Here is a 21,969-nt window from a genome sequence, read left to right as displayed (position 1 = left end):
ATTTTCCCCTAAGGAGGACCGAGATGAGTATTACGGTTCAACTTGCCCATTTCAGTGATTGCCACTCCCACTTCGATGGCGCGCCCATGAGCTTCTCCCCTGTCGGTGAAAGCCAGTGGCGCACCCAGTGCGGCGGTTATGCCCGGATCCTGACCCGTCTGACCCAACTGCGTTCCCAAGCCGCAGCAGCCGGCCAGCGTTTTCTGTTTCTGCACGGTGGCGACTCCTTTCAGGGCTCGCTCTATTTCAACCGCTTCAAAGGGCGCGCCAACGCCGACCTGCTCGCCATGCTGGCCCCCGATGCCATGGTGCTCGGCAACCACGAGTTCGATCTGGGCAATGGCCCGCTGGTGGAGTTCTTGCGCCAACTCGATTTTCCGGTGCTGGCCGCCAATCTGGACAACAGCCAGGAGCCGGCCGATACGCCGCTCGGGTTGTGGGATATCCCCCACCTCTACGATGCCCATCAGCCCTGGCATCGCCGGGTGATCGACGGGGTTCCCTTTGCGCTGCTTGGCATCACCCTCGCCCAGATGGCCGCCATCGCCAACCCGGATCCCCACACCCGTTTCCACGCGGTGGCCGACACCCTCACCAAGGTGCTGCGGGAGATCAAGAGCGAAGGGATCCAGCATATCGTGCTGCTGAGCCACCTCGGGCTGGATCAGGACAAGCTGCTGGCCGAGCGCTTCCCCGAGCTCAGCCTCATCATCGGCGGCCATACCCACAGCCTGCTGGGGGATCTCGCGCCGCTGGGTCTGCCAAGCGAAGGCAGCTATCCGCTGATGAACAACGGGGTGGCCATTTTGCACGCTGGCCACAGCGCACTTTGCCTCGGTGTCTGCGAGCTCACCTTCGATAAGGCGGGCCGCGTCGTGCAAAGTGAGGGGCAGCTGGAGTGGCTCCCCTGGCAGCCCTGGCCATTCGCCTCCCCCCCACCCGCCGGGCTCACCTTCTGCGAGCCGGATCCACAACTTGAACAACATCTGGCCAAACGCTATCGGCCAGAAATCGAGACCATGAGCCAGCGCATCGTTACCCGGCTGGCGGCGCCACTGCCCCATCAGCGGCTGCCGGATGCCACCTTGCCCCACGGCAGCCAACTCGCCCCGCTGGTGGCCCGCGCCATGCTGACCGCCGCCCGTGAACAGGTGGGTGAGGTGGACTTTGCCCTGCACAACGCCGGTGGCGTGCGCTGCTCACTGGAGCCAGGCCCCTTGAGCGAAGCGGATATCGCCGGTCGCCTGCTGCCCTTTGCCATTCCGCTCACCCTCTATCGGGTGCACGGCCACGAGCTGGCGGAAGCGCTGGAGAACGCCATCGACAACGCCACCAACAACGGCGTGATCGGCAATGGCAACGGCAGCTTCCCCTACACCGCGGGAATACGATTCACCTATCAGGCCAATATGCCCAAGGGCCAGCGCATCACCCGACTGGAGTGGGAAGCCGCCCCCGGCCAGTGGCAAGCGGTTAATGCCGAACAGGTCTATCGCGGGGTGTCGAGCGCCTATACCGCCTCCGGCAAGGAGGGCTACACCGCACTGGCGCGTACCCTGACCCAGCACAATCAGGAGCTCGGCATCACCCTGGCCGATGCTTTTATCCGCTGGGCTCGCCATCTGCCAGCGCTGGAAGCGCAGCCGCCCCTGCTTGAGTACATCCGTTGATGCAGAGGGGGGATGCCTTTGCCACATCCCCCTGACGGCCAATATTGCCGCAGCCAGCGCCCGGTTCCCTTCCAGAACCGGGCTTTTTCGAGAATATTTGCCCCACACGGGCCCGCCCCATTGCATCGCACTCACTAGCTCGGCAAGATAGGCCCGCTTTCAAGACCAGCTGCAGGAACAGGCGACTTCATGAATCACTCCATCCGTTTCACCCCTCCTCGCGTCAACCCGGGCATCAAGCCAGCCATCGTGCTGCTGACTGCCCTGCTGGCGCTGCTCTTCTGTCTGCGCAACCCGCTCTTCCACGCCATGGCGCCGGGCTTTGATGCTTCGCTGTTCGCGGTGATGGGCAAGATGTGGAGCGAAGGAGGGGTGCTCTATCGCGACATGATCGACATCAAGGGGCCGATGATCTTCGCCCTCGATGCGCTGGGCTATGGAATGGGGGGATTTGTCGGGATCTGGGCGCTGGAGTGGGTGCTCTGCTGGCTCGGACTGCTGGCCAGCTGGCAGGCCTTTGCCCAGCTTGGCCTCTCGTTCAAGGCACGGCTCGGCGCCATGCTGGCGGTGTTGGCCCTCTACGGCACCCGTTACTACTACGGCAACATGACCGAGGACTGGACCTTCCACCTCGCCCTCATCGCCCAGTGGGCCTTCATTACCCTGCTGCTGGACAAGGGATTTCGCTGGTGGCCCGCACTGGTGGCGGCCTTCACCTTCGCCATCGTTGCCTGGATGCGCACCAACAACGGCGCCTTCTGGGGCGCCTGGTATCTGGTGCTGTTCTGCCACTGGTGTCTACACGAAAAGTGGCGCGATGCCATCTTGCTGCTCATCTCCAGCCTGCTGGGACTGGCGCTGATTGGCGGCCCGCTTTACGCCTACTTCCAGCAACATGATCTGCTGGCGGCCTTCAAATACTACGCCTTCGACATCTTCTTCGAGGGGAGCTACGGCAACGGCTTCTCCCCCATGGTGGGCGCCGTCGGCCTGCTGCGCACCGGCCTTGTGATGCTGCTGCCCGCCTTCATTATTCTGATGCTGAGCCGCCGTCAGGAGTGGTATCTGCCCGCCCTGCTGGCGACCCTGTTTGGGGTGCTGTTTACCCTGATCGCCAACTCGGTCTCCGGCCATGTGTTCGATCACTACGACGTGCTCTATCTGCAGCTGGCTCTGCTGCCGCTGGCGGTATTGCTGGATCGCAGCGAACAGCAGGCAGATGCCATCGGCCTGCTCTGCATCTCGCTGGTCGTCTTGACCGCCAGCTGGCTGCTGGCCCAGCAGCTCGCCTTTGGCTGGAGCACCAAGGAGTGGTCCCTCGAGCGGGTTAACGAAGTGCTCGGCACCAGCCTGCTGTGGGCGCTGCCGGTGCTGATTCTCATCCCCCTCTGGCGCGCCTGGGATGTGCGCAGTGCCACCCCCTGGCTGGCGACGCTGGCCATGCTGCTGCTGATGATCAACAACGCCTGGGAAGGAACCCTCAAGGGTCGCCCCTTCAATCCCGCCGCCCAGGTGCGGGTTGATCGCATCAAGGCCGAGACCAGCCCGAGCGACAAGATCTGGGTCGATGGCATCCAGCCGCAATATTATCTCTGGACCGATCGCCAGCCGGCCTCCGCCTACCTCTTCTTTGCCAACGTCAATCCCCCCTACGACGTGCGCGAGCGGGTACTGGCCGATATCCAGCGCCAGAATCCGAAGTTCATCATCGCCAAGCCGGATCGGGTGAATGAGGAGCTTAAAAAGCCCAGCTCGCCTTCCCACCTCGCCTTCTATCAATACCTGACCAGCCACTACGAAGAGGTGGATCCGGGTCTCTATCGCCGACGCTGATCATCCATCGCGCTCAACAGGGCGGCCATTGTTGCAATGGCCGCCCCTTTTTCTTGCGTCAGAGCCCCTTGCAGCGGGCTACTGCAGTAGGCAAGCCCGCCCGAGATAACTACAATGACGCTCTTTTTGATGTGACGAGTGACACCATGGCGGAACTGACTTATCTGGGCGGCTATCCCGACCCTCTCAAGGCACAGGTACAGCAGCTGATTGCGGCAGGCAAGCTGGGAGAGATGCTGGCCAAACGCTATCCGGAAAGCCACCCGATCCAGAGCGACAAGGCGCTGCTTGCCTACACCATGGAGCTGAAGAACCGCTACCTCAAGAGCTCGGCGCCCCTGTCAAAGGTGGTGTTCGATGGCAAGATCAACGTGATCAAGGATGCCCTCGGCCTGCACACCTACGTCAGCCGGGTACAGGGCAGCAAGCTCAAGGCCAAGAACGAGATCCGCATCGCCGCCCTGTTCAAGGAGGCGCCGCCCCCGTTCCTGAAAATGATCGTGGTGCACGAGCTGGCCCATATCAAAGAGAAGGATCACAACAAGAGCTTCTACCAGCTCTGCCAGCATATGGAGCCGGACTATCATCAACTGGAGTTTGATCTCAGGCTCTGGCTCACCTGGCGCGATATCGACAAGGCCAGCCGCTAGGCTGACAACCGTTTCAGGGAGGAAACATGCCATTTACCGCCATCTCCTTTTGTGCCACCCGCTTTATTGCCACTTTGGTAATGACCAGCTTGGGCCGCGCTGACTATCCCCGCCGCGCGTCACGTGGGCTGCTGGCCCTGCTGCTTCTGCTCGCGGGCCAGAGCGCCCGTGCCGATGCGCGCTGGCAGAGCGACAGCTATCTCACCGAGAGCTTTATGGCCATCGCCATGGAGCGGGAGTATGGCGAAGCCAGGCAGACCCGTTTTGCCCGCTGGCAGCAGCCGATCCGGCTGCAACTTATCAACGAATCGGGTGACAAGCCGCTGCAGGCCGACGTGGTGAAGGTACAGGCGGCCCATCTGGCTCGCATCACCGGCCACTCCATCAGCATGGTGGCCGCAAAGCCCAACCTCACTCTGATCATGACCGACTACAGCAAGATGAAGAGCTGGGCCAACCGCACCATGGGGGGCGATCCGTCGGTCGGGATGGCACTCAAGGAGGGGCTCTGCCTGGCCAACTTCGCAACCAATGCGAAACACGAGATCAGCCGTGCCACCATCATCATTCCGGTGGACTACAGCCGGGCCAAAGGGCGTTTTCTTGACTGCGTGGTGGAGGAGTTCACCCAGGTGATGGGGCTGCCCAACGACTCGGACAAGGTGTTTCCCTCCATCTTCAATGACAACAGCATCGACAGTTTCCTGACCGGGCTGGACTATGTACTGCTCAAGCTCGCCTATCACCCGGCCCTCAAAGCCGGGATGAGCAGTGACGAGATCCGCGCCGCCCTGCCGCTCGCAATCAAGGAGCTGCGCGCCAAAGGGGAGATCAGCGAGGCCAACCGCCGGGTGCAGCAGCAGAGCTTGAAAAGCTGGGCGGGGCTATAACGGACCTGGCTCAATCCAGAGCCAGAAACCACCGCTCGCCACTGGCCACCAACAAAAAACGCAGCCACCTGGCTGCGTTTTTTGTTGTCCGGGGATCAACGGTGCGTTAGCGGGCATGCCCGTTTATCCGCCGCCCATGTATCCAACGCCCGAGTTATCCACTGACAGTGCGGGATCAGGAGGCGACGTTCTCTTCCGGCATCCAGCTCTCGGCGTTCTCCCACACCTCCTGCACCATGGCTTCGGCCAGCTCTTTGTCTTCCTTGCTGGCACGGCTGACAGTCAGAGCCATGGCACTGCCCGGCGCGACCCGCACATGGATGTCGGGGAATTTTTCGCCAAGCTGCTTGAGCAGCTCCTGACGCAGCGCCTCCATGGTCGAGGTCGGGATCTGATGTTTTCTGTCGATGATGATTTCAAGACGCATAGGAAACTTCTCCATGATTTATAACTGTATTTTTATCCAGTATTCATGGGAAGTAAAGTGCCAACTTGCACCAATCAGAAAAGATCCAGCTGCTGACCGCAGATCCGGTCGAACGACTCGCCTATAAAGGGCAGGATGGCGTCGGCAATGGGCCGCAACTGCTTGTCGATATAGTGCTCGTAATCAATGGCGCTGCGCCGGTACTCCAGCGGCTCGGGGCCATTGAGGGTCATCAGATAGGCGATGGTGCCCCGATGCTGATAGCGCTGGGGCAGCCCGCGGCGCAAGTTCTCCTCATCGGCCAGCCGCGCCGCCCGCACATGGGGCGGCACATTCTTCTGATACTCTTCAAGCTTCTGGCGCAGCCGTTTGCGGTAGATCAGCAGATCGTCGTGGCGACCGGCCCGGGTCTCATCCACCATGGTGCGCACATAACCGCTGGGATCTTGGTCGTGAAACACCAGCTCATAGAGGCGGGTCTGGAACTGCTTGGCCAGCATGGTCCAGTCGGTACGCACCGATTCGAGCCCCTTGAACACCAGCTGTTCACTCCCCTCGCTGGCCTTGCCAACCAGCCCCGCATAGCGCTTCTTGCTCCCCTTCTCCAGCCCGCGAATGGTGGGCATCAGAAAACGGCGGTAGTGGGTCTCGTACTGGATCTCGAGATAACTCGGCAGATCGAATTCGCGCCTGATCAGTGCAGCCCAGTTATCGTTAATCATTTGCGCCAGTCGCTGGCCGATCTCGTCCGCCTCATCGGGGCTGGTCTCGCGCCCCAGATGGACAAAGGTGGAATCGGTGTCGCCATAGATCACCTCGAACCCCTTCGCCTCAATCCACTCGCGGGTCTGCTGCATGATGCTGTGGCCACGCAGGGTGATTGATGAGGCTAGGCGCGGATCATAGAAACGGCAGCCCCCCGACCCCAACACGCCGTAGAAAGAGTTCATGATGATCTTGATGGCCTGGGAGAGCGCCTTGTTGCTGGCAGCCTTGGCTCTGTCCCTCGCCGCCCAGAGGGTGGCGATGAGATCCGGCAAGAAGTGGCGGGTTCGGGAGAACATGGCGCCGCGAAAGCCCGGAATGGCGAGCTCGGGATGCTGCAGCCCCTCGATGAGCCCCATGGGATCGATGCAAAAAGTGCGGATGATGCTGGGATAGAGGCTCTTGAAATCGAGCACCAGCACATGGCGATAGAGACCGGGCTTGGAGTCCATCACATAGCCGCCGGGACTCGCCAGCCCGCCGTCGGCAGGCAGATTGGGCGCCACGTAGCCGCCACGATGGAGCCGCGGCAGATAGAGGTTGGTAAAAGCCGCCACCGAGCCCCCCACCCTGTCCAGCTCAAGGCCGGTGAGGGAAGCACGCTCGATGGCAAAGGGGATGAGGTGGCAGTAGTCGAAGATCTCCCACACCAGCTTGCAATCTTCCAGGTTGTAGCGGGCGAGCGCCTCCTTGTCGGAGTGGAACAGCTCGGTGATCTTCTCCCCCCGATTGGCCACATCCTCGATATCCTTGCCGCGGCCGAGCAGTTCGCTCGCCACCGCATCTAGGCTGTAGCTGGCAAACTGCCAGGTGGCGCTTTTGAGGGTGTCGATGCCATCGAGCACCATGCGCCCGGGGATGATGACGTTGCCGGTCTGGGGATCATTGCGGGATGAGCGCCAGAAGCAGAGCTCGCGCCCCCGTCCGAGCCGCAGACGCCGCTTGTTAAGCTCGGCGCGGCGTAGCAGCAGGCGAAAATCAAAATTAACCACGTTCCAGCCGATGACCAGATCGGGGTCATGCAGGCTGAACCAGCTCTCCAGCGCACTCAGCAGGGCGCTCTCGTCCTCTACCCACTGGACCTGAGTGCCCCAGCTCTCGGCATCCGATTCCGGGGTGCCGATCATGATGACCCGCGCATCCTGTTCGCTGTAAAGACCGACCGAGAAGAGGGCCCCGTCCATGGCGCACTCCACGTCGAGGGACACCCAGGAGAGGGTTGGCGTTACCGCCTGCGGTGCGCAGCGTGCCTCGTTCACCTCCCAGTATCCCTGCTTGCCGCCCTTCTTCACCGCCCGGCCATCGAAGCGCACGCCAGCGGTGATGAAACGTTCCATCAGGAAGCGCTCCGGCAGCCGGATATCCGCCTCGAAGTGCTCCAGCCCGCGAATGAGCAACAGCTCGATGGCGCGGTGAAAGGCGCTCAGGGTGGCGAAATAGCAACCCACCACGGGGCGACCGTCGAAGGTGTGCATCGGCAGGCGGCGAAACCGCCCCCTCACCCCGGCGCCTTTGAACAGCTCGGCGGCTTCCGCCATGTGGCTCTGCGGCAGGAAAAAAACCGGCTCCTGTCCCGGCACCACCACCCGCACCGGCCCCTGCGCGCTCCAGAGCCACATCACGATTTCGGTGCTAGCTGCGTGCCCGTTGCGGCCGCGCACGTCCCGACCGTGGCGGGTCAGGATAAAACCGTCGAGCGGCGGGGTGGCGGGTACGGTGGGCTGGGTTGCAGTCATGAAGGTAAAGGGGCTGTCCGAGAATGGGACTATTGTACGTTCATACAGTGCCAGCTCGCAATCGTCACGCAGGCTGCGAGGCGGGAGTCAAACTGGTAAGCTCGATCCGGTCGTTATTCCCGCCCATCCGGTTCTGACCACTCTTCGCCGACGAAAGGAGTCTCTGTGGCAATCTATTCCCTGCTGGATCAGCTGGCCATCCGCTACCAGCGTTTTGATCATCCCCCCGTGTTTACCTGTGAGGAGGCGAGCAGGCTGCTGCCCGACCTGCCCGCCGCCAAGACCAAAAACCTCTTTTTGCGCGATCCGAAAAGCGAGCGGCTGTTTCTGGTGGTGAGTCCGGAGGAGCGCCGGGTCGATCTCAAGGCGCTGGCAGTCATGCTCGGGGTCAAGCGGCTGAGCTTTGGCTCCCCCGAGCGGCTCGATGCGGTGCTCGGTCTCACCCCGGGCTCGGTGACCCTGCTCGCCATGGTGCGCGATAGCGAACAGGCCGTAGAGCTGGTGGTGGACGAAGCCATCTGGCAAGCCGAACAGGTGCAGTGCCATCCGCTGGTCAACACCGCTACCCTGATCATCCGCCTCGACGACGTGCGCCGTCTGCTGACCCATCTGGGCCGGAAGGCCACCGTGATGCGCTTGCCAGCTGCAATCTGCGATTAACACGAGGGCTGGCGGTGGGGGCAACATTGTCGCCAACACGGCCATATTTCTCGCAGCACAATTGACTGACAAGACAATAAAATGGCGCCATACCACCCGATAAATCGAGTCAGCAGTCGCTATCGTGCATGAAGTCGGGAGCAAGCACATCAGGCCATTTAACCAATTGATAATAGGTTGAATTCATGTTGTGATCGGCCACTGCCAGCAGGCGATACCCCATCGCCCGTTCGTTCACAGGTGACCGTTCCAGAGAGCCCTCGATGCCAAGTCTGTTTTCCTCGGCCCAGTTGTTGAGTCTGGTGCTGTTCGTCACGCTGTCACATATGGGGGTCGCTACCATTTTCGCCGCCATGTGGTACAGCCATCGCCAGATCAGGGCGCTGCTCTACTGGGCGGGGAGCGAGCTGGCCATCGCCGGTGCCTTCAGCTGTCTGCTGCTGCGCCCCCTTGAGGGCGAAGCCTCGCTCGCCAATATTCTGCTGACCAACCTGCTGCTGATGGCGACCCCTCTGCTCTATGAACGGGGGATGCGCCACTTCTTTCGGCGTGAAGCCGACCCGTTCGGCTGGCTGCTGCCCGCCGTCACCGTCGGCGGTTTCGCCATGTTTGCCCTGACGACCTTGCAGCAGCCCCTCACTGATGTACACAGCCGGATCATCGTGCTCTCCGGCGTACTCTCGCTGCAGATTGCGCTGCTTATCTGGCAGCTCTGGCGCTACCAGCGGCTGGCCCCTGTCTATCGGGTCCTGCGCTTTGCCATCCTGCTGCTCGCCCTGCAACTGCTGTTGCAACTGCTGCGGATCGCCAAACACCTCTGGCAGCCGGAGCTGGCGGCCAACTCCTTCACCGATCCGCTGCTCGGGCCGGTGATCCTGCTCAGCCTGCTCTTTACCATCGCCCGCAGTTATCTCTTGCTGAGTCTGGTTCACACCCGCCAGCAGCAGGCCATGCTGGCTACCCAACGCAAGCTGGAGCGGCGTGCCAATCAGGATGAGCTGACCGGCCTGTTCAGCCGCCACTATTTTGAACGCCAGGTGACCCTGCGCGCCCGCGAGATGGCGAACCCCGGCCAGCTGCTGCTGATCGATCTGGACAACTTCAAGCAGATCAACGACCGCCACGGCCACCCCGCCGGTGATGCCATGTTGCGGGCCGTGGGCCATGTAATCGCCAATACCCTGCCCGCCGAGGGGATGGCCGGTCGGCTCGGTGGCGATGAGCTGGCCCTGCTGCGGATGGCAGACCCGCAGACCCTGCCCACCTACTGCCACGCCCTGCAGCAGCAGATCGCCGAGGCAACCGGAGCGCTGGCGGGAGGGCCTATCAGCCTCAGCATCGGCCTCACCTCGCTGCATCCTGGCGAGGGGTTTGCAGCGGCCTACCTGCGGGCGGATCGGGCACTCTATGCCGCCAAGCAGGCTGGAAGGCAACGGGCCTGCGTGCTGGAGCACCACCACAGCGAACCGCAACCGCTGCAGCCCAGCGTGCTCCTGTCATGAGATCGGTTCCCGCTCTGCAGTGCCGCCCGGCCAGGCTGGCAGATGCGCCGGCCTACCGCCGCTATGTCACCGAATGTGCCGAAGCGGGACTGCCGCTCTATCAGGTGGCGCAATTTGATCCGGACGGCTGGCTACAGAGCCTGCTGGACCACGCCGAAGGGCGCAACCTGCCCGACGGATATCTGCCTGCCACCACCTATTTTGCCCTCGATGGCGGGGAGATCATCGCCACCCTGCGCCTGCGTCACGGCGACAATGAGGCAACCCGCCAGTGGCTGGGTCATATCGGTTACGAGACCCGCCCCTCTCGCCGTGGTGAAGGGGCCGCAACCGTGCTGCTGCGCTGGGTACAACAGCAGGTGCTGGCGGTACCGGTGCTGATCAGCTGCGGCGAAGATAATCTGGCCTCCCGCAAGGTCATTACGGCCGCCGGTGGCGTGTTGCTGGGGCGGCGCTTCCATCCGGGGGATCGCCGCTGGCTGGAGATGTACCAGCTAGCCCCCCGGCCGCAGTCGATGCAGCAATAAAAAGAGCGCCCCGAAGGCGCTCTTGTGGCGAGAGTGGCAAGCCGTTAGTAACTGTCTTCCTGCTCGGCCTTCATCCGGGCCTGGCGGGCATAGGCCTCCTCGGCGCTCTCGATCTCGTGCAGCACGGAATCGAGATCGATGGCGGCACGGCTCTCTTCAAAGTGGCCGGTCAGCTCGCTCTCGGGGGTGAGCTTGCCATCTTCAAACAGCGCCCACATCTCCTGGGCATAACGGGTCTTGAGCAGCTCGGGCGCATACATGCCGTAGTAGTTGCGCATGTTGTTGACGTCCCGCTCCAGCATCGCCTTGGCCTGGTTGTTGGCGGCGGCATCCACCACCTGGGGCAGGTCGATGATGACGGGGCCCTGACTATCCACCAGCACGTTGAACTCCGAGAGATCGCCGTGAATAAGGCCAGCACAGAGCATGCGCACCACATAGCGGATCACCTTGTGGTGATCGATGACCGCCTGCTCGGGAGTGAGTGCCACATCGTTGAGGCGCGGCGCGACATTGCCATCCTCGTCGGTGATAAGTTCCATCAGCAGGACGCCGTCGAGGCAGACATAGGGCTGCGGCACCCGCACACCGGCAGCAGCCAGCTTGAACAGGGCATCGACCTCGGTGTTCTGCCACACCTCTTCATGCTGCTTGCGGCCGTACTTGGAGCCCTTCTCCATGGCGCGGGCGCTGCGGCTGTTACGCACCTTGCGCCCCTCCTGATAGACCACGGCCTGCTTGAAGCTGCGCTTGGAGGCCTCTTTATAGACTTTGGCGCAGCGGATCTCGTCGCCGCAGCGCACTACATAGACGTCGGCCTCTTTGCCGCTCATCAACCGGCTGACGACCTCATCGACCAGGCCGTCATCAACCAGAGGTTGGATTCGATTTGGAATTTTCATGGCCGCCCTTTTACCCTATTTCCGCTCTCGAAGATAGCTCCGCGCACGCTCACCTGCCTCTCCCTTTCATAAGACACCCTTTTATCCCCTGTTTGCGCTGTTTTTGTCCAGATGAGCGCCTGAAAAAACGGCACGGCCGCTTACCTTAACCCGCCGCTGAAGCAACAAAAATGGCCCGCAAGCGGGCCAACTTTCAAGGCTCTGGCGGCAAGCCCTGACGAATGCGCCGGATCCCCGCTTCATAGAGGCCGTCATCCCCCACCGGATGCTCCAGGGTTTCGAAGATCTTGAGAAACCACATGTACTGCTCGGGATGGCGGGCCACCTGCATCTCCACCACCCGGTTCATGGCATTGACATCCGCCAGCAGATCGGCGGTGGGATAAGGGTCAAACGGCGGCTCGATCTCCAGCAGATAGCGCCCCTCATCCTCGTCATAGCTGGCGAAGATAGGCACCGCTCTGGCCCCGGTCAGCTTCACCAGCTTGGGCAGCGCCGGCAGGGTCGCCTTGGGGTGGCCGAAAAAGGGAACAAACACACTCGCCTCGCGGCCATGATCCTGATCCGGCAGATAGAAGAAGCTGGCACCGGCGCGGATCGTCTTGACCGCCGGCTTGATGCCGACACTGCGCTCATACACCTTGCCCGCCTTGGCCCGCTCGCGGTTGATGTACCAGTCAAATACCTGATCTTTCGGGCTTTTCATCATGGTACACATGTTGATGCCCATCATGGAGAAGTAGCGACCGATCATATCGACCGCCCAGGTGTGCGGCACCACCAGGATCAGTGGTCGACCCGCGTCTTGCTCCACCTGCACATGCTCCCAGCCGGTGACCTTGATACGGCGGGTCAACCGCGCCTTGCTGCGCCAGCTGAGCTCGCCAAAGCCCATAAAGGTCTTGAGTCCGACCCGGATCGATTTGAGCAGCAGCGCCTGGCGCCCGGCGGCATCCAGTTCGGGAAAGCAGATCTTGAGGTTGGTATCGGCAATATAGGCCTGCTTTTTCGAGAATCGCAGCAGGGTCGGTGAGACCAGATCGGCAAAACGGTCCCGCAGCCTCGCCGGGGTAAATGCCAGCAGGGAGAGCAGCCCCAGTGCGCACCAGCTCCCCCACCATTTGGGATGGAGCAGGCGAGTATGAAATGAGGTATCAAATACCGGATCTAACGGGGACATGGCGGCCATCAAGTCATCAAAAACAAACAGTTATTGTAGTTATCCTGACATTTTTTTCTACCCTCAAGAGGCTGGCCACCAGCCTGCAAGGCACTGATCAGACTAGTTATCACAAAAAAATGGCCCACATGGGGCCATTTCAATGCATACAAATTCAGGATCAGCCGTGGGGCGACAATCCCTTGCGGATCCGCTGGATGCCCTCCTCATAAAGGCCATCCGGTCCCTCCTGATCTTCACGGGTATCAAAAATCTTGAGGAACCACATGTACTGGCCGGGATGACGGGTCAGCTGCTGCTGCACCATGTCGTTCATCCGGCAGGTGTCGGCCATCACATCCTCGGTGGGATAGTTGTCGAACGGTGCGTCAATCTCCAGTCGGTAGCAGTGGTTCGCTTCATCGTAACAAGCGAGCAACGGCACCGCCTTGACGCCACTGACCTGCACCAGACGGGGCAAGGCAGGCAGGGTCGCCTTGGGGTGGCCAAAGAAGGGGGCGAAGATGCTCTTCTCGCGGCCGTGATCCTGATCCGGCAGGTAGAAGAAGCTGCGACCGCTCTTGATAGTTCTGATCACCGCCTTAATCCCGGCGCTGCGCTCATAGACGCGGCAACCGTTCTTGGCCCGTGCCCGGTTGAGGTGCCAATCAAACACCGGATTGCGCGCCCGTTTCATCATGGTGCACATGGGCACCCCGCGCTGGGTGAAGCAGTAACCGGCGGCATCCACCGGCCAGGTGTGGGGCACCACCAGGATCACCGGCCGACCGGCTGCCCGCTCCGCCTCGATATGTTCCCAGCCACTTACCTGCATCCGGCTCATCAGATAACGCTGGCTGCGCATGGTGAACTCGCCAAATCCCAGCAGACTCTTGAGGCCGACCCGGATCGAGGTCAGCGCAATGGCATCGCGCTCTTCCGGGCTCTTGTCCGGGAAGCAGATCTCCAGATTGGTTCTGGCGATATAGAGCTGCTTTTTGGACACACGCAACACCAGCGGCGCCAAAGCATCGGCCAAACGATCGCGCAATCGCACCGGCACAAAAGCCAGCAGCATCAGCAGGCCGAGGGCCAGCCAGCTGAACCAGTAACGGGGATGCAGAAAACGGGTTTCAAAGGAGGAGTTAAATACGGGATCTTGGGGAGACATGATTCGGGGTCAAGCAAAAAAGTTGTGGTGCATTGTAGTCATCCTGACAGGTAATACCAGTTAATTTCATGGCCAGCAACCCGACACGAGCGCGAGGTCAAAAAACCACAAAAAAATGCCCCGCACTGCGGGGCATCTTGCTTATTACACAACCAGAGTGGTGGTTCTTTGTCCATCCATCGTATGACTGGTCGCTTATCCCGTCGCTCTCTGAGCACACTGCTTGACCATGTTCCGATGTCACCTCGTCAAGCGTTAGCGGTGAGCCCCCTGGCGAGCCATGCCGTTGTTCATTGCGGTATCACGCTGCGGCAGAAAGAACATCAGGTAACGCAGTGCCACATAGCCGACGATCACGGTAGCCACCCCCAGCTCGAAGTGGGCCAGCAGTCTGATCTGCTCCACATAGTGGGCCGCTTGCGCAAACCCTTCAACCAGATGGGCCACTTTGAACAGGGCGGTGGCACCGATCACCAGCGGGAAGGTGAAGGCGGCATAACCCGGCGAGAAGGGCAGACGCAACAGCTTGATGAAGGCCAGATAGATGATGCCGGTCATCAGGATGGCGATCCCCAGCAGCACAGCCACCAGCAGCAAGGAAGGATCCTGGCTGACGGTCAGGTAACCTGCAAGAGAGAGGCTGGCAGGGGCCGCCAGGATCGCGATGGTCGGTTTGGCTGCATCCGGCACTTCATGGCTGAAGATCAGGCGATAGAGCATCAGCGGCAGCATCAGGCCGTAGCAGATGATCCCGAACCAGAGCAGACCGTTGGCCAGCGGGGCAAACTGACCGCCCGGGAAGGCCACATCCGCCACGATGATCCCCACCGGCGGCACGAACCAGCTCGGCACCATGTGGTGGATTTCAAACTCTTTGGCGCGATGCCAGATAAAGGTGGCCAGGAACAGCAGGTGAACCGCCACGGCAAACAGCCAGAGGGCCTCGCCCGCTTGCGGCGCAATCATCCCCAGCGCTTTGGAGACCACCATGGTACCCATGGCATAGGTCGGTACCACGCTGCCCACCACGGGGTGAGCCAGATCTTGCAGCAACAAACGGGGGTGAAGCAGAAACTTGAAGGTCAGGATCACCAGCAACACGGCGGCAACGGCGGCGCCCAGCAGCTGCATCCGGCCATCGAAGTGACCGGCATTCTCCCAACACCAACCAAGGCTGGCGATGCCGAGCGCCAGACCCGCCATGGGGGTTGGGGCGGCAGCCAGTGATTTACGGGTTCTTGCGATCATGATGACACCTTTCTATTGATGACTATGGCGATAGGATAATGGCCCCTTATCGTTTACGATATCTAAATGAATTAAATCAATCGTTCAGGAAAACCAAACAGCATGAAACTGACCCTGCAGCAGCTGAAAGTGTTCGCCACCATTGCCCGCTACGGAAACCTTGGCCTTGCCGCCAACGAGCTCTGCCTGAGCAAGGGGGCAGTATCCCAGTCGCTGCAGGAACTGGAGCGCCAGCTCTCCACCCCGCTGTTTGATCGCATTCACCCCAGATTGCAGCTCAACAACGAGGGGCGCCTGCTGCAACCGGCCGCCGAAGAGCTGCTGACCCGGATGCAGGATATCGAGAACCTGTTCAGCCCCGATGCCGAGCCAAGCGGCCAGCTTCGCTTGGGCGCCAGCCAGACCATCGGCAACTACCTGCTGCCGACCCTGCTCGCCAGCAGCAAACAGGAGCTGGGGCTGCCCCCCAAGGTGACCATCAACAACACTCACCTGCTCTGCCATGCGCTGGCCAACTTCGAGCTGGATATGGCGCTGATCGAGGGGGAGAACCACCACCCCGACCTGCTCGCCGAACCCTGGCTGCAGGACGAGATGCTGGTGGTGGCCCCCCCCGGCCACCCGCTTGCCGACAAGGCGGAGCTCTCTCTCTCCCGACTGGGCGGCGAGACCTGGGTGCTGCGTGAAGCGCAATCGGGCAGCCGCGAGCAGTTTATCCAGCAGATCCAGCCCGAGCTGCCCCACTGGCAGGCAGGGCTTGAGCTCAACACCCTGGAGGCGGTAATGCTGGCGGTGGAGAAGGGGCTGGGGATCTCCTTCATCTCCCGGCTGGCGGTCTCCGATCGGCTCAAGGATGGCCGACTGGTGGCCCTTCCCCTCACCCGCCGCTTCCCGCGCCAGCTCTCCCTCATCTGGCACAAGCAGAAGTACCACTCCGCCTCCCTGCGCCACTTTCTCCACTTCTGCCGGGCTCAGGTGAACGAGGCCGAGGTGATCAGCCCGGACTAACCCCCGACCAGATCATCGATAGCAAACCAGAGCGCCTATGGCGGAAAGCAACATGCAGAGAGGGAGCCCGTGGCTCCCTCTCTTTTAATCCGCTCGCTGACTATCACTTCGCCAGACTGCGCAACCAGCTGATCTCCTCGCCCCAGATGGACTCGTCAATGGTCTCGAGGATCAGCGGAATGCGATCGAAGCGATCATCATTCATGATGTGGTGGAACACCGCCTCCCCCAGATTGCCCTCCCGCAGGCTATGGTGACGATCGACCCGGCTGCCGAAGGTGCACTTGGCGCCGTTGATATGCATCCCCTTGAGATAGTGAAAACCCACAGTGCGGTCGAACTCGGCAAAGACGGCGGCGCAGCTCTCTGCGGTGCGCAGATCGTAGCCAGCGGCAAAGGCGTGACAGGTATCGAAACAGATCCCGACCCGGCTCTTGTCCTCCACCCCCTCGATGATGGTGGCGAGCTGCTCGAACGACCAGCCGAGGTTGGTCCCCTGCCCGGCGGTATTCTCGATCACCGCCGTCACCCCTTCACTGCGCTCCAGCGCCCAGTTGATCGACTCGCTCACCAGCTTGAGGCTTGCCGCCTCTGGGATCTGCTTGAGATGGCTGCCGGGGTGGAAGTTCAGATAACAGAGCCCCAGCTGCTCGCAGCGCTTCATCTCGTCGAGAAAGGCATCGCGGGATTTGGCCAGACCATCGGGATCCGGGTGGCCAAGATTGATGAGATAGCTGTCGTGGGGCAGGATCTGCTCCGGCAGAAAACCGGCCTTGTCACAGGCCACCTTGAAGGCGCGGATGGTGGTCTCCGACAAGGGGGCCGCCTGCCACTGACGCTGATTCTTGGTAAAGAGGGCAAACGCGTTGGCCCCGATGGCCTGGGCGCGGGCGATGGTATTCTCCACCCCGCCGGCCGCACTGACGTGGGCTCCGATATATTTCATACAATCTCCTCAATACGGCAAGCCACCATTATGCCGATCCCGCCCAATCCCGCCAAACCGGAATAGTCGATAAGCCTGATCGTTTTTACGGGCCAAAAAGGATTCGTTCAGGCCCGAGCTGTATAATATTCACTCCATGACCGAGGAGCTTGCGATGAACCTGCCGATGATTGACAACACCAAAGAACCCTTGCTGAAATTTGCCTCCATGCCCCCCCATCGCCAATGGGCGACGGCGTCAGCGGCAGGGATTGCCCAATTCCTCGAAAATCAGGGCAAAACCGTGCATGCGCCCCGTTTCAAGGCAGAGCCGGACACCCGGCTGGCAGACGAGATCCGGGAGGATGATTTGCTGCCCTATCTCGCCAATGCCGTGACGCACTACTTCAACACCCCGATGTCCATTGAAGAGCTGTTTCTGCACGCCAAATAAGCGAAAGCCACCCCTTTTACAACGCATCTGGCTGTTGCCCGGCCAGACCCCATACCGATGAGGTCACCGAGCACACCTTTGCTCATCTCGATGTACGGTTGCCTCCCTCCTGCACAGTGGTAGTCAGCGGGATGCCTGGATCAGGCATCCCGCAGCCTCGTCCACCATCCCAAGGCGTTATGTGCGGCCGTGATGGCGCAGCCACACTCCCTTGACTGCCCCGGCCAGCAGCAACAAGATCGCCACACCGAGCAGCAACAAACCGATGGGGATCAAGCCGAAGGGTTCATGCAAGGTGCCATCTTCACCGACGGTAGAACCAATCAGTTCAAAAGCCACCAGACAGCACACGCCCATGGCTGCCAGCACGGCACCGGTACGCATCATGATTGTCATGATCATCAAACACGCCTTTTAATCTTGAACGAGCCACCCATTCTCCATCCCGATGTGAAGGGAGGGTGAAGTGAACGAGGCTTTTCGATTAAGGACGGCCAACCAGATGCGATCGACAAAAGACGGCGCTGAGCGGCGGGTGAGCAATAGCAGGCAGACAAGGGCTTGAGCGGCGCCCATAAAAAAACGCAGCCTATCGCCTGAACGATAACGGCTGCGTCTTTGGGTCTCTCGGCCGTCCCCCTTGCCGTGGCCCGAATGGCCAGCGACAAGGGAGCAAGAATGCGCGGGGAGAGTCGCCTTAGAAGGGCATCTTAAAACCTGGCGGCAGTTGCATGCCACCGGTCAGTTCGCCCATCTTGGTCTTGTTCTGCTCTTCCACACGACGCACGGCATCATTGCACGCGGCGGCGACCAGATCTTCCAGCAGCTCCTTGTCATCTTCCATCAGGGAGGGGTCGATCTCGATGCGACGGACGCTGTGGCTACCGGTCATGGTGACCTTGACCATGCCAGCACCGGCTTCACCGGTCACTTCCATCTGAGCCAGCTGCTCCTGCGCCTTCTGCATACGCTCTTGCATCTGTTGGGCCTGTTTCATCAGGTTCCCCATTCCACCTTTACCAAACATATGTCGTCTCTCGTCTTGAAATCCGGCATCCAGCGCCGGGCTGTGGGCTTGTCTGTCCTAGATGGGGACAGCCAAACTGCTTTTCAACCGGAAGCGAGCTCCCGGCCACGGAATTTAGCGGTTGAGGGGCTCGATGCTCTCGTGATGAAGCACGGCACCAAACCGCTGAACTAAAAACTGCACGTTGGGATCCTGCTCCAGATCCCGGGTTACCTGCTCGCGCACCCCCAGATAGAGGCGGTGTTCGATCTCGAGGGGAGTCTCCTTGTCAGGCACCACACCGAGCGTCACCTCGACCTGCACCGGTTGCCCCAGCGCCGGGCCGATGATCTCGGCCAGATCGGCGCGCGCCTTGTCACTCACCAGATGGCGCTGCTCGGGCTTGAGGGTCAGCAGTACCTTGTCCCCTTCCCGCGTCATCACCGAGTTGATGGCCAGCTGGCGCAGCCGTCCACCCACCTGAGTGTGGGCAATCAGCTCGGCCCAAGGGTCGCCACAACCATTGAGCAGTGACGAAGGGATAAGGCGGGTCGCCTCCCCCTCTTGCGGCTCCTCATCGCTCTCGAGCTCATCCCAATCGATGGTCTCCATCACCGGCTGGGCGGGCTCGCGCTGCGCCACGGGAGCAGCAGCCAGCGCCGTGGTAGCAACGGGTGGCTGGGTCGCTGAGGCTGGCGTCACCGCAGGTGCCGTAGCGCCGCGCTCACCGGGTCGATAGCTCGGCTGCCCATCGAGATCCCAGGGTGGCAGATCGGTTGGCTGGGCCGGAGCCGTGACAGGCGCGTGGCCCAGAACCGGGGCCTGCTCGGCAAAGCCCTGATTGAGGTACTCTTCGTATTCCCCGTTGTCACCCTGCGGCTCGTAATCGTCGCCATAGAGATCCACCGGCGGCAGATCATCATAGTGACCCATCGCCGCCATCCCCTGCCCGGCCGGTTGGCTGACCGGAGCTGGCTGTTGGGTGACGACCGTTGCAGCGGCGGGCGCCACAGGTTTAGCTGGCGCAACCGGCACCGCGCGCGGCGCGGGCGCCGCCGGGGCATCCTGACCACGCTGGCGGCTGCGCAGCATATTTCGCTTGCCCAGCAGGCTCTGCATGCTCGATACCGCTGATACCGGTTCAGCAGCGACAACAGGCACAGCTGTCGGTTCGAGCGCGGACTCGAAGGCGGCGGTCAGCGACTCGCCACGGGAATAGTCCGTATCGGCTGAGGCATGCTCGCCAGCATCAGCGGGCTGTGCGGCTGAGTGCGCAAGCACATCGGGCTGCGCATTTGGCAGAGCAGGTTCGGGTTGATACCCCATGCCCGCAGCTTCGCGCAGCAGCTCATCCTGCTGACTGAACAGCTCGGCGGCTTGCGCCTCCTCCTCGCTGTTGGCAGCGTTAGCAGTGTCATCCACCATCGCAGGCTGGGAGGCATCAACCGCGGGCACGGCGCCGCTGATCGGTGCCAGTGCGGCCGATTCAGCGGCCGGGCGCTTTCCCGGCAAAGAGGCAACCGGCGTGGCACTGCTCGTCATTGACGGGGGCAGCGCAGTAAGGCTGGCCGGATGCAGGGCGTCGCGCCTTGGCGAGAAGGCGAGCATTCGCAGGCAAGTCATTTCCAGTGCGGTGCGGCCATCGGGGGCCCAGGGCAGATCTTTACGACCCCCCAGCACAATCTGGTAGCAGAGCTGCACCTCTTCTGGACTCATCGCCTTGGCCAGTTGCAGCAGGGAATCGGCATCCGCCCCCTGCTCCTGCACACTGGCTGGCAGCAGCTGCGCCATGGCGATGCGATGGAGCAAGCCTTCCAGCTCGGCATGAAGCTGATCAAAATCGGGGCCCAGGGTGGCGATCTCGGTGATCTTGGCCATGGTCGCGGGGGCATCTTGCCGCAAAATGGCTTCCAGCAGCTGGTGCAGATGGCGGTGATCGAGCGTGCCCAGCATCGCCAGTACGCTCTCGAGGCGCACGCTGCCATTGCCGTGGGCCAGCGCCTGATCGGTGAGGCTCAAGGCATCGCGCATACTACCGTCGGCGGCTTTGGCCAGTGCCAGCAGGGCGCGCGGCTCGAAGGGCTGTCCCTCCTGATCCAGCACCCATTCGAGCTGCTTGGCAATCTGGGTCTGATCCAGACTCTTCAGATGAAACTGCAGGCAGCGCGAGAGAATGGTAATGGGGAGCTTCTGCGGATCCGTAGTGGCCAGCAGAAACTTCACATAGGGGGGCGGCTCTTCCAGGGTTTTCAGCAGCGCGTTGAAGCTGTGGCGCGACAACATGTGCACTTCGTCGATGAGATAGACCTTGAAGCGGCCACGGGCCGGACGATACTGCACGTTGTCGAGCAGCTCGCGGGTATCTTCCACCTTGGTGCGGGACGCCGCGTCAATCTCCAGCAAGTCGACAAAGTTGCCCTGATCGATCTCGCGGCAGGTATCGCAGACGCCACACGGATGACTGCTGATCCCCTGCTCGCAGTTGAGGCTCTTGGCCAGAATACGGGCGATGGTGGTCTTGCCGACCCCGCGGGTACCGCTCAGCAGATAGGCGTGATGCAGCCGTCCCTGATCCAGGGCGTTGGTCAAGGCGGTCAGCACATGTTGCTGGCCTACCACTTGTTCAAACGTATGGGGGCGCCATTTACGCGCCAGAACCTGATAGCTCATAAATCCATCATGCAGGGAAGACAGGGCATTGAGGCCGGATGCTAACACAAATGGCGGGCTGGCTGTATCGGCTATCGGTCAGAGCGGGAGGGATCGCTTGATTTTCAAACCGATGCCCGCAAGGGCATCGGTTGCATGCTGGCCCGATGCAGAGGATCGGGCCGAAGAGGCATTACTCGCCGGCCAGTTCAACCAGTGAGAGCACCTTGATGCCAGCGGCAGTCAGGCGGGCATCGCCACCCAGAGACGGCAGGGAGATGATGAAGGCCGCATCGGCCACTTCACCACCGGCGCGGCGGATCAGCTTGACGGTCGCATCGACGGTACCACCGGTCGCCAGCAGATCGTCCACTACCAGCACCTTGTCACCGGGCACGATGGCATCGGTGTGCAGTTGCAGGGTGTCAGTGCCGTACTCGAGGGCATAGGACTCCTCGATCACGTCGCGCGGCAGCTTGCCCGGCTTGCGGACTGGCACGAAGCCCAGCCCCATGGCGAAGGCAACCGGTGCACCGAAAATGAAGCCACGGGCTTCGGTACCAACAATCTTGGTGATCCCTTGATCACGATAATGATTGGCCAGCAGATCGATGGTGGCCTTGAAGGCTTCGGCATTCTCGATCAGGCTGGTGATGTCACGAAACAGAATCCCCGGCTTCGGATAGTCGGGAATGGTCTTGATGCTTGCTTCGATAAATTTCAGGGTTTCCGGATTCATGTGTTGACCGCTTATTTTTTTGACCCAGGGGTGGCCATTTTTTCTCAA

At 61.3% G+C, this 21,969-nt stretch carries 20 protein-coding genes; 9 read left to right on the top strand and 11 right to left on the bottom strand.

Features of this window, described 5'->3' with window-relative positions; all coding sequences use genetic code 11:
• The first annotated feature begins 23 nt into the window (after positions 1-23).
• The 4 genes from BSP75_RS02895 to BSP75_RS02880 all read left to right on the top strand — a co-directional run bounded on the left by BSP75_RS02895 (position 24) and on the right by BSP75_RS02880 (position 5,043).
• Positions 24-1,670, top strand: a complete 1,647-nt coding sequence (locus BSP75_RS02895; protein ID WP_075112157.1) for a bifunctional UDP-sugar hydrolase/5'-nucleotidase — start codon at positions 24-26, stop codon at positions 1,668-1,670.
• A 189-nt stretch (positions 1,671-1,859) separates the two neighbouring features.
• Positions 1,860-3,503 (top strand): hypothetical protein, encoded by a 1,644-nt coding sequence (locus BSP75_RS02890; RefSeq protein WP_075112156.1) that lies wholly within the window; start codon positions 1,860-1,862, stop codon positions 3,501-3,503.
• A gap of 146 nt (positions 3,504-3,649) precedes the next feature.
• On the top strand, positions 3,650-4,153 hold the full coding sequence (locus BSP75_RS02885; RefSeq protein WP_075112155.1) for a M48 family metallopeptidase: 504 nt from the start codon (positions 3,650-3,652) through the stop codon (positions 4,151-4,153).
• Positions 4,154-4,179: 26 nt separating this feature from the next.
• Positions 4,180-5,043 carry a DUF2927 domain-containing protein gene (locus tag BSP75_RS02880; protein WP_083617026.1) on the top strand — a complete coding sequence of 288 codons (864 nt, stop codon included), beginning with the start codon at positions 4,180-4,182 and terminating at the stop codon, positions 5,041-5,043.
• A gap of 175 nt (positions 5,044-5,218) precedes the next feature.
• On the opposite strand, the gene BSP75_RS02875 is transcribed toward BSP75_RS02880, so the two are convergent.
• Together BSP75_RS02875 and BSP75_RS02870 are read right to left on the bottom strand one after the other, a co-directional pair.
• Positions 5,219-5,470 carry a DinI family protein gene (locus BSP75_RS02875; protein ID WP_005333426.1) on the bottom strand — a complete coding sequence of 84 codons (252 nt, stop codon included), beginning with the start codon at positions 5,468-5,470 and terminating at the stop codon, positions 5,219-5,221.
• A 74-nt stretch (positions 5,471-5,544) separates the two neighbouring features.
• Positions 5,545-7,971: a DNA polymerase II gene (locus BSP75_RS02870; protein ID WP_075112154.1), complete on the bottom strand. Its 2,427-nt coding sequence runs from the start codon at positions 7,969-7,971 to the stop codon at positions 5,545-5,547.
• A 165-nt stretch (positions 7,972-8,136) separates the two neighbouring features.
• On the opposite strand from BSP75_RS02870, the gene BSP75_RS02865 reads away from it, so the two are divergent.
• From BSP75_RS02865 to BSP75_RS02855, 3 genes are all read left to right on the top strand, one after another.
• Positions 8,137-8,631, top strand: a complete 495-nt coding sequence (locus BSP75_RS02865) for a prolyl-tRNA synthetase associated domain-containing protein (RefSeq protein WP_075112153.1) — start codon at positions 8,137-8,139, stop codon at positions 8,629-8,631.
• A gap of 263 nt (positions 8,632-8,894) precedes the next feature.
• Positions 8,895-10,133, top strand: coding sequence for a GGDEF domain-containing protein (locus BSP75_RS02860; protein WP_075112152.1), 1,239 nt, complete (start codon positions 8,895-8,897; stop codon positions 10,131-10,133).
• Positions 10,130-10,660 (top strand): GNAT family N-acetyltransferase, encoded by a 531-nt coding sequence (locus BSP75_RS02855; protein ID WP_075112151.1) that lies wholly within the window; start codon positions 10,130-10,132, stop codon positions 10,658-10,660. Before BSP75_RS02860 ends, BSP75_RS02855 begins: the two co-directional genes overlap by 4 nt.
• A 44-nt stretch (positions 10,661-10,704) precedes the next feature.
• Here BSP75_RS02855 and BSP75_RS02850 read toward each other — a convergent pair whose 3' ends face one another.
• From BSP75_RS02850 to BSP75_RS02835, 4 genes are all read right to left on the bottom strand, one after another.
• Positions 10,705-11,562 carry a PA4780 family RIO1-like protein kinase gene (locus BSP75_RS02850; RefSeq protein ID WP_075112150.1) on the bottom strand — a complete coding sequence of 286 codons (858 nt, stop codon included), beginning with the start codon at positions 11,560-11,562 and terminating at the stop codon, positions 10,705-10,707.
• Positions 11,563-11,755: 193 nt separating this feature from the next.
• A complete protein-coding gene (locus BSP75_RS02845; RefSeq protein WP_075112149.1) occupies positions 11,756-12,751 on the bottom strand; it encodes a lauroyl-Kdo(2)-lipid IV(A) myristoyltransferase in 996 nt (331 codons plus the stop codon).
• A gap of 151 nt (positions 12,752-12,902) precedes the next feature.
• A complete protein-coding gene (gene lpxM, locus BSP75_RS02840) occupies positions 12,903-13,892 on the bottom strand; it encodes a lauroyl-Kdo(2)-lipid IV(A) myristoyltransferase (protein WP_075112148.1) in 990 nt (329 codons plus the stop codon).
• 255 nt (positions 13,893-14,147) lie between these two features.
• Entirely contained in the window at positions 14,148-15,140 is a 993-nt protein-coding gene (locus tag BSP75_RS02835) for a TDT family transporter (RefSeq protein ID WP_058051570.1), read from the bottom strand.
• A 102-nt stretch (positions 15,141-15,242) separates the two neighbouring features.
• Between BSP75_RS02835 and BSP75_RS02830 the strand changes: the two genes are divergently transcribed.
• Positions 15,243-16,148, top strand: a complete 906-nt coding sequence (locus tag BSP75_RS02830; RefSeq protein WP_075112147.1) for a LysR substrate-binding domain-containing protein — start codon at positions 15,243-15,245, stop codon at positions 16,146-16,148.
• A gap of 103 nt (positions 16,149-16,251) precedes the next feature.
• Here the strand turns inward: BSP75_RS02830 and nfo are convergent, their stop codons facing one another.
• Positions 16,252-17,094, bottom strand: a complete 843-nt coding sequence (gene nfo / locus BSP75_RS02825; protein WP_075112146.1) for a deoxyribonuclease IV — start codon at positions 17,092-17,094, stop codon at positions 16,252-16,254.
• A gap of 154 nt (positions 17,095-17,248) precedes the next feature.
• Here nfo and BSP75_RS02820 point away from each other — a divergent pair, with 154 nt between their 5' ends.
• Positions 17,249-17,527, top strand: a complete 279-nt coding sequence (locus tag BSP75_RS02820; RefSeq protein ID WP_148140598.1) for a hypothetical protein — start codon at positions 17,249-17,251, stop codon at positions 17,525-17,527.
• Positions 17,528-17,704: 177 nt separating this feature from the next.
• Here the strand turns inward: BSP75_RS02820 and BSP75_RS02815 are convergent, their stop codons facing one another.
• The 4 genes from BSP75_RS02815 to apt form a co-directional block, all read right to left on the bottom strand.
• The gene (locus BSP75_RS02815) at positions 17,705-17,929 is read right to left on the bottom strand and encodes a DUF3955 domain-containing protein (protein WP_075112144.1); all 225 of its coding nucleotides are present in this window, start codon (positions 17,927-17,929) and stop codon (positions 17,705-17,707) included.
• Between the two features lie 295 nt (positions 17,930-18,224).
• A complete protein-coding gene (locus tag BSP75_RS02810) occupies positions 18,225-18,554 on the bottom strand; it encodes a YbaB/EbfC family nucleoid-associated protein (RefSeq protein ID WP_033113565.1) in 330 nt (109 codons plus the stop codon).
• A 114-nt stretch (positions 18,555-18,668) separates the two neighbouring features.
• Positions 18,669-21,203 carry a DNA polymerase III subunit gamma/tau gene (dnaX, locus tag BSP75_RS02805; RefSeq protein ID WP_075112143.1) on the bottom strand — a complete coding sequence of 845 codons (2,535 nt, stop codon included), beginning with the start codon at positions 21,201-21,203 and terminating at the stop codon, positions 18,669-18,671.
• A 172-nt stretch (positions 21,204-21,375) separates the two neighbouring features.
• A complete protein-coding gene (apt, locus tag BSP75_RS02800) occupies positions 21,376-21,921 on the bottom strand; it encodes an adenine phosphoribosyltransferase (RefSeq protein ID WP_042058966.1) in 546 nt (181 codons plus the stop codon).
• Positions 21,922-21,969: the final 48 nt, after the last annotated feature.

The organism is Aeromonas sp. YN13HZO-058 (assembly GCF_001921245.1).
In the GTDB taxonomy this organism is placed as follows: domain Bacteria; phylum Pseudomonadota; class Gammaproteobacteria; order Enterobacterales; family Aeromonadaceae; genus Aeromonas; species Aeromonas allosaccharophila.
The sequence above is the reverse complement of the archived record's forward strand: the minus strand, read 5'-3'. Positions and strand labels throughout refer to the sequence as shown.

Bases quoted from the DNA above. Each gene is read 5' to 3' on its own strand.
- BSP75_RS02895 (WP_075112157.1), top strand. From the start codon at position 24: ATGAGTATTACGGTTCAACTTGCCCATTTCAGTGATTGCCACTCCCAC.
- BSP75_RS02890 (WP_075112156.1), top strand. From the start codon at position 1,860: ATGAATCACTCCATCCGTTTCACCCCTCCTCGCGTCAACCCGGGCATC.
- BSP75_RS02885 (WP_075112155.1), top strand. From the start codon at position 3,650: ATGGCGGAACTGACTTATCTGGGCGGCTATCCCGACCCTCTCAAGGCA.
- BSP75_RS02880 (WP_083617026.1), top strand. From the start codon at position 4,180: ATGCCATTTACCGCCATCTCCTTTTGTGCCACCCGCTTTATTGCCACT.
- BSP75_RS02875 (WP_005333426.1), bottom strand. From the start codon at position 5,470: ATGCGTCTTGAAATCATCATCGACAGAAAACATCAGATCCCGACCTCG.
- BSP75_RS02870 (WP_075112154.1), bottom strand. From the start codon at position 7,971: ATGACTGCAACCCAGCCCACCGTACCCGCCACCCCGCCGCTCGACGGT.
- BSP75_RS02860 (WP_075112152.1), top strand. From the start codon at position 8,895: ATGCCAAGTCTGTTTTCCTCGGCCCAGTTGTTGAGTCTGGTGCTGTTC.
- BSP75_RS02855 (WP_075112151.1), top strand. From the start codon at position 10,130: ATGAGATCGGTTCCCGCTCTGCAGTGCCGCCCGGCCAGGCTGGCAGAT.
- BSP75_RS02850 (WP_075112150.1), bottom strand. From the start codon at position 11,562: ATGAAAATTCCAAATCGAATCCAACCTCTGGTTGATGACGGCCTGGTC.
- BSP75_RS02845 (WP_075112149.1), bottom strand. From the start codon at position 12,751: ATGGCCGCCATGTCCCCGTTAGATCCGGTATTTGATACCTCATTTCAT.
- lpxM (WP_075112148.1), bottom strand. From the start codon at position 13,892: ATGTCTCCCCAAGATCCCGTATTTAACTCCTCCTTTGAAACCCGTTTT.
- BSP75_RS02835 (WP_058051570.1), bottom strand. From the start codon at position 15,140: ATGATCGCAAGAACCCGTAAATCACTGGCTGCCGCCCCAACCCCCATG.
- BSP75_RS02830 (WP_075112147.1), top strand. From the start codon at position 15,243: ATGAAACTGACCCTGCAGCAGCTGAAAGTGTTCGCCACCATTGCCCGC.
- nfo (WP_075112146.1), bottom strand. From the start codon at position 17,094: ATGAAATATATCGGAGCCCACGTCAGTGCGGCCGGCGGGGTGGAGAAT.
- BSP75_RS02820 (WP_148140598.1), top strand. From the start codon at position 17,249: ATGAACCTGCCGATGATTGACAACACCAAAGAACCCTTGCTGAAATTT.
- BSP75_RS02815 (WP_075112144.1), bottom strand. From the start codon at position 17,929: ATGATCATGACAATCATGATGCGTACCGGTGCCGTGCTGGCAGCCATG.
- BSP75_RS02810 (WP_033113565.1), bottom strand. From the start codon at position 18,554: ATGTTTGGTAAAGGTGGAATGGGGAACCTGATGAAACAGGCCCAACAG.
- dnaX (WP_075112143.1), bottom strand. From the start codon at position 21,203: ATGAGCTATCAGGTTCTGGCGCGTAAATGGCGCCCCCATACGTTTGAA.
- apt (WP_042058966.1), bottom strand. From the start codon at position 21,921: ATGAATCCGGAAACCCTGAAATTTATCGAAGCAAGCATCAAGACCATT.